General features: G+C 57.5%; 12 protein-coding genes. 7 read left to right on the forward strand and 5 right to left on the reverse strand.

Annotation, left to right across the window (positions count from 1 at the left end):
- Window positions 1–236: 236 nt before the first annotated feature.
- The 4 genes from J3474_RS07305 to J3474_RS07320 all read left to right on the forward strand — a co-directional run bounded on the left by J3474_RS07305 (window position 237) and on the right by J3474_RS07320 (window position 3,314).
- Window positions 237–1,604 (forward strand): DNA methyltransferase, encoded by a 1,368-nt coding sequence (locus J3474_RS07305; RefSeq protein ID WP_207093557.1) that lies wholly within the window; start codon window positions 237–239, stop codon window positions 1,602–1,604.
- Window positions 1,601–2,107: a DUF5681 domain-containing protein gene (locus J3474_RS07310; protein WP_207093558.1), complete on the forward strand. Its 507-nt coding sequence runs from the start codon at window positions 1,601–1,603 to the stop codon at window positions 2,105–2,107. Before J3474_RS07305 ends, J3474_RS07310 begins: the two co-directional genes overlap by 4 nt.
- The gene (locus J3474_RS07315; RefSeq protein WP_308632757.1) at window positions 2,104–2,562 is read left to right on the forward strand and encodes a DUF5681 domain-containing protein; all 459 of its coding nucleotides are present in this window, start codon (window positions 2,104–2,106) and stop codon (window positions 2,560–2,562) included. The genes J3474_RS07310 and J3474_RS07315 overlap by 4 nt, the downstream gene beginning before the upstream one ends.
- Before the next feature lie 410 nt (window positions 2,563–2,972).
- A complete protein-coding gene (locus tag J3474_RS07320; protein WP_207093560.1) occupies window positions 2,973–3,314 on the forward strand; it encodes a hypothetical protein in 342 nt (113 codons plus the stop codon).
- 37 nt (window positions 3,315–3,351) lie between these two features.
- Here J3474_RS07320 and J3474_RS07325 read toward each other — a convergent pair whose 3' ends face one another.
- A complete protein-coding gene (locus J3474_RS07325; RefSeq protein WP_207093561.1) occupies window positions 3,352–3,996 on the reverse strand; it encodes a hypothetical protein in 645 nt (214 codons plus the stop codon).
- 102 nt (window positions 3,997–4,098) lie between these two features.
- Between J3474_RS07325 and J3474_RS07330 the strand changes: the two genes are divergently transcribed.
- Window positions 4,099–4,674, forward strand: coding sequence for a hypothetical protein (locus J3474_RS07330; RefSeq protein ID WP_207093562.1), 576 nt, complete (start codon window positions 4,099–4,101; stop codon window positions 4,672–4,674).
- A 208-nt stretch (window positions 4,675–4,882) separates the two neighbouring features.
- Window positions 4,883–5,383, forward strand: a complete 501-nt coding sequence (locus J3474_RS07335) for a hypothetical protein (RefSeq protein WP_207093563.1) — start codon at window positions 4,883–4,885, stop codon at window positions 5,381–5,383.
- A gap of 191 nt (window positions 5,384–5,574) precedes the next feature.
- On the opposite strand, the gene J3474_RS07340 is transcribed toward J3474_RS07335, so the two are convergent.
- From J3474_RS07340 to J3474_RS07355, 4 genes are all read right to left on the reverse strand, one after another.
- Complete coding sequence (locus tag J3474_RS07340) at window positions 5,575–5,817, reverse strand: hypothetical protein (RefSeq protein ID WP_207093564.1); 243 nt, start codon at window positions 5,815–5,817, stop codon at window positions 5,575–5,577.
- A gap of 23 nt (window positions 5,818–5,840) precedes the next feature.
- Entirely contained in the window at window positions 5,841–6,116 is a 276-nt protein-coding gene (locus J3474_RS07345; protein ID WP_207093565.1) for a DUF4258 domain-containing protein, read from the reverse strand.
- Window positions 6,109–7,026 carry a helix-turn-helix domain-containing protein gene (locus J3474_RS07350; RefSeq protein WP_207093566.1) on the reverse strand — a complete coding sequence of 306 codons (918 nt, stop codon included), beginning with the start codon at window positions 7,024–7,026 and terminating at the stop codon, window positions 6,109–6,111. Before J3474_RS07350 ends, J3474_RS07345 begins: the two co-directional genes overlap by 8 nt.
- A 202-nt stretch (window positions 7,027–7,228) precedes the next feature.
- A complete protein-coding gene (locus J3474_RS07355; protein WP_256437829.1) occupies window positions 7,229–7,690 on the reverse strand; it encodes a very short patch repair endonuclease in 462 nt (153 codons plus the stop codon).
- Between the two features lie 98 nt (window positions 7,691–7,788).
- Here J3474_RS07355 and J3474_RS07360 point away from each other — a divergent pair.
- Window positions 7,789–8,615 (forward strand): DNA cytosine methyltransferase (locus J3474_RS07360; protein WP_207093568.1); only part of this gene is annotated, 827 nt, incomplete at its 3' end.

The following is an 8,615-nucleotide window of genomic DNA, read 5'->3' on the forward strand; positions in this document are numbered from 1 at the left end:
TTGGATAGACATCAAAAAAGGTCTTGCCACGATGCGCAACGGCTCGATACGAGAGTTGTGACCCCACAGCCTCGTCATCTTGTCACGGATGATCGTAATGGCTGTCACGGTCTGGCCTTTGCTGCCTGAGGGCAGCCGGTCTTCATAAAGGGAGCACGAATGATGAAACGGCCTAACCGCCGATGGCATCAGCGCGTGTGGTGACTGGCGCCTTCGGCAAGACGAAGGACTTTGACATGCCAGAACTCAGGATTGAATACCTTGCCATCGGTGCTCTTGTTCCGCGTGCCTCGAACCCACGCACGCATAGCGCAGCACAGCTGAAGCAGATTGAACGCTCGATCGAACGCTTCGGCTTCACCAATCCCGTGCTGATCGATGAGGCAGGCGGCATCATCGCTGGCCATGGCCGGGTGGCTGCCGCCCGGCAACTCGGGATAGAGAACTTGCCCTGTGTGCGACTGGCGAACATGGGTGAAGCCGAGATCCGCGCCTATGTCATTGCCGACAACAAGCTCGCTGAAAATGCCGGATGGGACCGCGAACTCTTGGCGATCGAGTTCGCCTGGCTCGATGAGCTTGATCTCGACTTTGATCTGTCGATTACAGGCTTCGAGCTGCCCGAGATCGATATCCTGCTCGATGAACATGCGAAGGCAAAGGCCCGCGATGCCGAGGTGCAGGACGATATTGTGCCCGAGGTTGGGGACGGTCCAGCGGTCACGCGCGCGGGGGATGTCTGGCAGATCGGCGAGCATCGTCTCATCTGCGGTGATGCGCTTGCGGCTGAGACATATGCCGCGCTGATGGGTGAGGCCCGAGCGCAGATGGTGTTCACAGACCCACCCTACAATGTGCCGATCGCTGGCCACGTCTCCGGGCTCGGCAAGGTTCAGCACCGTGAGTTTGCGCAAGCCACAGGCGAGATGAGCAGGAACGAATTTGCCCGCTTCCTGAGCACAGCCTGCGGCATGATGGCGTCGCATACAGTCGATGGCGCGCTGCACTATGTCTGCATGGACTGGCGTCACATGAGTGAACTGCTCGAAGCAGGCGAAGCGGCTTACAGCGAGCTCAAGAACCTGGTTGTCTGGGCCAAGACCAATGGCGGGATGGGCTCGCTCTATAGATCGCAGCACGAGCTGGTGTTCGTGTTCAAGGCAGGAGAGGCCCCGCACATCAACAATGTCGAATTAGGGAGGCACGGCCGCTACCGCACCAATGTGTGGACCTATGCCGGCGTCAACAGCTTTGGCGAGGAGCGCGGCAATCTCGAACTGCACCCGACGGTCAAGCCGGTCGCGATGGTCGCCGATGCGATCCGCGATGCTTCGCATCGCGGCGGGATTGTCCTCGACGTCTTTGCCGGATCGGGAACGACCATCCTCGCGGCGCAGAAGACCGGGCGTAACGCCAGAGCGATCGAGCTCGATCCGCTCTATTGCGATGTGATCATCAGGCGCATGGCTGAAACCTGCAGGCTTGAAGCAAAGCTGGAAGCAACAGGCGAGAGCTTTGCTGAGGTAGCCGCGCGGCGCGCGGGCGAAGTGGCCGAGAATAATGACGCCACCATCGCAGCCTGGCCGACAGGAGAGCGGGCATGAGCGTTTCAGCAGAGGGCCCGAAGAAGGGCGATTATGAGGTCGGCTATGGCAAGCCGCCCAGGAGCGGCCAGTTCAAGCCAGGCCGATCGGGCAATATCAGCGGCAGGAAGCGCAAGCGCGACAGCGAGCTTGATATCGACGATATCCTCGACCAGCCGGTGGAAGTGTCTGCAGGGGGCAAGCTCAAGGCCATGGAGCCGCGCATGGTCGCGCTGCTCGCGCAGATCAGGAAAGCCAGAAGTGGCAATCTTCAGGCGCTGGCGCATGTGATCGACAAGCTGGTCCGCCACGGTGTGCTGGGAGCGCGCAAGGACCGGCAGAGAGGCGGCGTGCTTCCCCTCCCCAACACGATGCCATTCGCGATGGCGACGATCATCGCACAGCACTTCGGCCGGCCGCCCTGGAGCAAGGCGCAGATCGCCAAGGGGCGCGAGGCATATCTTGCGACCCGCACGGAGCAGCAGGCCCGCGATGACGAGGCAATCGGATACCCTGACCTATGACAAGCAAGAGACGAGGCCGCCCTAAGGGTGCGCGCAATGAGGCAACCATCGTGCGCGAGGTCGGACGGATGCCCACCACCATCACCCAGGGCGAGGAGAAAATGCAGGTGACCATCGCTGAGGCCATGGTGCGATTACTGGAGCGCAGGACGATGACCGGCGACGTCCCTGCCGATCGCTTGCTGGCCAAGCTCAGGGCGCGCATTGCGCCTCGGGATGAAGACGAGAAGCCAGCGATCCTGCTGGTGCCGGAGCCACTCGATCAGGATGAATGGATCCGGCGCGCCGAGATCTGCAACCAGTTCACAGAGCAGCCGGGGATGCCCGAACCTCCACCTGGATCAACGCTGGAGGGGCCGCCGGCGCAAAGGTCTTCACGTTCCGGCCAATCTCTCCGCCTTGGTCCATCAAGCAATCCGCCCCGAACCAATCTACGCGGGCGGCTGATCAGGTAGGTCTGGAAATGTCACTTGCGACGTCCCCCAGTGGCTCCTGTCGATACGCTTGGCGGAACTCTGCTCGACCTGGGGAGCACCCTTATTGAGCCGGTCAACGCGAATGCCAAGAGGAGCTGAATGCAAGAGACAAGGCCAGATGCTTGACGCCCGGGAGTTGTGATAAGCTGATGTGAAGAGGGCTTCGTGGCAAAGAGCACAGCAAGAACGTCTTCTACAGAGACACACTCCCACCTTGTCATCGCGGTCGGCGGGTACGAGGCGTCCGTGTCCGCCCGGATCAATCATTTTGCCTATGAGCCGCAGTACGCATGGCGAGCGCTCGACGAGGAACCTGTCCAAGAATTCCACAGCGGGCTTTTGGTCTCGGAACAATTACTTCGCCAGTGGACCGTGCAGGACATCGCTTTGTGGTCACATTGTACGGCGACACGTCCCCGGCACGAGACCTGGATGCCAAGCTCGAGGATATTGCGGAACGCGATGAGCATGGTGTCCCGCGGTACCGCCACTATCGCGGCCGCGAAGTGCCAGTTTACCGGGCGCCGAAAGGTCTTGGTGTGCTCGACAAGTCCCGGAATGAGGACGAGTGGAGCATGAGCCTGTTCGTGAAGCAGACCTTCGTCGACCGGTGGCTGACACTCCTCGTTGCATCCAGAGAATTGTTCATCTCGATCCACGAATGCAAGGTTGGTCGGTCAAGGTGGGTCAGGGCAATCAAGCTCGGGACAGCGAATCCGGATGACGAATGATTGTTGCTGAAGCGCCATCCGATCCGAATTGATGCGTTCAAATTCTGCGGATCATGGCCGCTTCGATCCCATTCCATTGTTCACGATGCGTGCCTTCATGGTTGTTCATCCCAGGTTTCGTCAGACACCCCCGCGGAGTCACATAGCTGTCGATCCGCCGCTCCGGTCTTTCATGCCAGGAGATGTTGAAGGCCCAAAATTTGGGGAAGAAGTACAGGCTCGAATATGTCAGGTGGTCGTGAATCCACCATGCCAGCTTCTGCCAGTCCCCTTCTTCCTGAAAGCAATCCCAGAATGCAGGGACCACAATGCAGGCAGTTGCACCCATGAAACCCTCTGCATCCCGCCGGTCCCAGATATGCGCGGCATAGTTCGCCTCGTTGGACGCGCAGGTATATCCGGACTTGCCTGCGGACTGCATCTCGTTGCCGAAGCCGTTCACTTCGCATGATCGATAGGCTGATCGTATCGCCAATCGTCCGAAAGTATCCTGCAATGGCTCCAGCAGTTCCTCGCACAGCCGAGACCCTGCAGCGATTGCCAAATCGGGATCATCGGGAATGTTGTCGAAACCATGCATGGCAGCGATATCCGAATAGAGGAAATCGCGCATGAAGAACGACTTGGAGAGTCGGACCCGGCCGAAGTCAGTCAGAGCTGTTACGGATTCTGGCTTTTTCATTTTACCCTAGGTGCTCGAAAGACAAATGACAGTCCAGACGCAAAGTTGGCCTGTTTCTCGAGTTGATCTATCTATTGCCCTCGATTGCGCACAGGTATTCAAATGGCCGGTGAATTTGAGAAGAACATAGTTCGCTACGTAATCGACATGACGGGATGGTCTCTCGCCAAAACGCCTGACTGGCTCATGCGCCCTGGCAAGGCCGAGTGCGGCCCAAATTGGCCATTGGTCAAGGCAATCTATAGAGACCTAACCGAGTTGGAATTGCCCGATGCCATGCCATCGCGCGAACGGAGAAAGATTGATGCTGTCTTTGTCGACAGCAAGGGACAAAAGCGCCTGTTCGAGGTCGATGAGGTTCAACATTTCAACTCGTTTCGGGCGACTACGCTGGAACATTACCCTGCAGACCTGCTGGTTGCCTTTGACCGGGCCAAGTGGATGAGTGCTTCGCGATCCAAGAATAAACTGGAAGGTGGGGGGTTTGCGCGACCATGTGCACCTCTGTTCCCAATGGACGGGGGAAGGCATCGCCAACGCGCCTTCCGTGATGCTTTGGCAGACATACTACCTCCACATTATGGCTTCCTGCCGACGCTGCGCTTTGCCCATTTCGATATTCATGGCCCGCTCGTCCGCCGCAAGGTCGAAGTAGCCCTGGCGGAAAAGCTGAGCTGACTGGGGGAGTGGTATCAACCACCAAGCATGTCACTCAACAAAGGACCTCTGCTAGGTTGGGAAGTGATCTTTTGTCAGATCTGGACCACAAATCGCGGCTCTGTTTCTGGACTTCCCCTGGAATGAAATCAGTTGTCGGTTGTTCTTATTGCTCAAAGAGCGGTAACGGTCGTGATAGAGATTCTGGCCAATAATGGAACTTGGGCGAATGAGGGAAATTAGCGAGCTTTCGGACAAGGAACTGACAGCCCTCGAAAACAACTACATCGAGAAGCGCCTTGAAAGCGGAGGTCCCTATAGCCTGGCCGAGGTCAGGCTCGAGAAGATGAGGAGGTTGCCAACCACCTTGGATCCGGTCCTGGTCGCAAGGAAAATTGTCGAGTTGGCAAAAGGATCGAGTGACCATCTTACGACCTATGGGGACCTCTGGAAGTCAATCAATCCAGACCAACCTTGGAAGGGTAACGCAACACAGCAGATCGTAGCCAACGCGCTTGGACGTGTAATTGCCTACTGCGTTACAAATGGCTTGCCGATCCTAACGACGCTAGTTGTCCGTGGAAGTAGCCGCCGCCTCTCCGACGAAGCAATTGGTCACATTTGTAGCGAGGCAAAGGCCTTGGGTGTCGCGATCGGTCCGGATCCCAAGGACTTTGTCGAAAAGCAGCGCGAAGCAGCGATTAGGCTGACGGAGTTCCCAATGGAATGAGTTGCCTGTTCAGCCAGAGGTCGCATAAGAGAACAGCCGCTGCCTTCCGTGCTCCCTTGGGAAGGACCTAGCCAATGACCTGCCCCATTAGGGTGGCCCACCGGATAAATTAGAGTTCCGGCGGTTGAGGCCGCCCAATTGGGAAGTGATCTTATGTTAAATGGGGGTCGAGCCTGCCGGGCATTGCGTGCCTACCGCTTGCGCACGAACCTCACGCGGCGTGAGCCGGCAACCAGAAATGTCTCGTAGGGCGTGTTCTTCATAGCCAGCCTCACAGGTCCGGTCCCATCGACGACATTTGCCCAGTACTGAGGCCGCTCGGCGCTTGCGGGCAGCTTGTCGCCGATGATCGCCTCGATCCTGTGGAACGGCAGCTCGAATTCCCGAAGCTTTTGCTGACTGCAATAGTCTGCCAGTGGTCCAAATTTGGCCATTGCGATGTCTCCTGTAGCGATCTTCAGTCGCGAAGCAGTCGCTTCGTGTCGGACCTGCTTGCGTGATAGGCCGTAACCAAATGATCGCCTCCAAGCACAAGGCGTTTCCCGACCAGTCTTCGCGCTCTGCTGAGCTGATGCCGCAGCCTGCGTTCAAAATCTTCGAAATCTTTCTGGCGGACCAGGACGCCGCCCTCGACCTCCGTGCCCAACTGCAGGATGAGATCGATGTCAGCTTCCCTGATTGCCCGTTGCGACATCCGCTTTTCGGCGTGACTCGAGATACCAAGATCACTCATCGACCTGCTCCCCCGTCAGATCACCAAATAGCTCCTCGAAGTCCGGGAAAAGTTCCTCGCGGTACTTCTGGCCGGTCTCGATTGCCCATGACGCAACCGTGTCAGGCCCGGCATTTTCGATCGATTTCGGCAGCTCATGAAGTGGAGCGTAACCGCTTACAATCTGATGAGCCGCTTCCTTGTTGCCTCCCGTCATCGCGAGTGCCTCGGTTTCCCCGAGGCGATATCCAGGCTGATCCCATGACAGCATCCAGTAGTCGAACTCCGCCAGGTCTCCGAGATCGTCAGCAAGCGACTTGAGGAAGACGGCAAACGGGTTTTCCTCGCTATCCTCATAGGATGGCGACACATGTTCGTCGGGGATCAGGTTCCCGAATATGTCGAGCGACCTGATTGACTTCTCCTCTGCGTCGAGAATCTCTTCGGCACGCCAGTGATCGGTGACGAGTCCATGCAGGTGTTTCGGAGCGGGAGTGGCATTCAATCTATCGAGCTGCTCCGAGATGGCCTCAACTGCTTCCTTCCTCCGCTTCAGACTGGCCTCGGCTGCCCAGAGGAACAGGAATGGAGCGAGATGAATGATGTGTGCCGGCTTTACCGAGTAGCGCATTGCGACAAGAGCAAGAGCGTTGCGAGCATCATCTGCGATGCGAACATTCATCTGGGTCTTTCGACCGAAAATCGGACTCTCTCCATCTTCGTTCATGTCAGGGCCGGTCAAGGTCTCGACATCGCTGTTCAGTGTGCTTGCAAGACGCTCGACTGTAACCAGGTGGTTGCTTCCGCCGTGCCCATTTTCAATGCGACTGATCGTTGCCCGGCTTACGCCGGAATTTTCGGCAAGGGCCTCGAGTGTCAGATTGCGCTTCCTGCGAAGGAATTGCAGGTTTTTTGCATTTATGTCTGGCATATCGCTTCTCCTGTAAGAGAGCTTATATGCTACAGCATAGATAGGATACAGTCTTATTATAGCCTCAATACGGTGAGATATGCGCGCCTAAAGGGGCGATATAATCTCATAATTTGCGACATGCGCAATTGGGGCGGGGCTGAGGACTCTGAAAACTACGAGTCCAACTCAGGAGTGTCTCAACTGCTGCAGGACCTGAGGTTCAGTTTGATGCGAGTCCCTGATCGGTGTCCGGTTCGGGAAGCTCGATATGATCAGAACCCGATAGGATCCACTGATGGAGCTGTGTCATCATGGGTTGAAGGTCGCGGGTGCGAAGGCCGCACTCCCAGACAACGGCAGTTCTCCACCCAGCATCCTGCAGCTTCTCGCGGTTGCGCAGGTCGCGCGCGACATTGGTGGCAAACTTCTCTTTCCAGAATTCCTGCCTTGTTGCCGGCATGGTCGCGTAACGACATCCGTCATGCCGATGCCAGAAACAGCCATGCACCTCTATGGCGACTTTCCATTTCGGCAGCACGATGTCGGGTCGTCCGGGTAGGCGCCTGTCGTGAAGCCGGAACCGGAAACCCATTCCATGCAGTGCCTTGCGCAGCCTGATCTCGGGCCTCGTATCCTTGCCACGTATCCCGGCCATCATCCGGGAGCGGGTCTGCTTGTCCACTACATCGACCACGTTTTGACTGCCCTTGCCGCGAGAACCTGGTATGTGATCCCCATAGCGCGAATTTCGAGGAGCCGCACTTGCCTGCAACCTATGGCGTGATTGATCTGTTTGCCGGACCGGGAGGTCTTGGTGAGGGATTTGCTGCGCTTGAGGAGAATTCACACCATCCCTTCAGGATCGGAATTTCGGTCGAGAAGGAGGCTTCTGCCCATCAGACCCTGAGACTACGCGCCTTCCTGCGAGAGTATCGTCGCAAGCATGGGCAGCTGCCCGAGGAGTTCATTTCATTTCATGCTGGAGAGCGAGGTGAGCCGGACTGGTCTGAGGTCGATGCCGAAGCATGGGAACTGGCCTGTAGCGAAGCCCGACAGCTTGAACTCGGCACGGCTGAAGCGGCCAGCGAGATCGACAAGGCGATCGAACTGCTCCGAACCGAGTGCGACGATACAATCCTGATCGGCGGCCCGCCCTGTCAGGCCTACTCGCTGGTCGGCCGTGCACGATCCCGAGGCAAGAAGGATTACGTTCCCGAGAAGGACGAGCGGCACTTCCTCTTCAGGGAATACATCAGGGTCCTCGACAAGCTGAGGCCTGCGGTCTTCGTCATGGAGAATGTGAAGGGGATGCTCTCCTCGACGGTCCAGAGCCGGCGGGTTTTCGAGATGCTCATGGAAGATCTTTCCTCCCTCGGGCATGCGGGTGAAGAGCTCTATCAGCTGCGGGCGTTCCGGATCGATGGAGATGAGATTCGACTGAAGGAAGTGAGCGATCCTTCCGAATTCATCGTCAGGGCGGAACAGTTCGGCGTTCCCCAGAAGCGTCATCGCGTCATCATCATCGGCGTCAGATCCAGCATTGCACATAGAGCCGATGACGTTTCGATACCGCGGCCTTCATCTCCTGAGAACGGCGGAGCAATATT

The organism is Novosphingobium sp. PY1 (assembly GCF_017312445.1).
In the GTDB taxonomy this organism is placed as follows: domain Bacteria; phylum Pseudomonadota; class Alphaproteobacteria; order Sphingomonadales; family Sphingomonadaceae; genus Novosphingobium.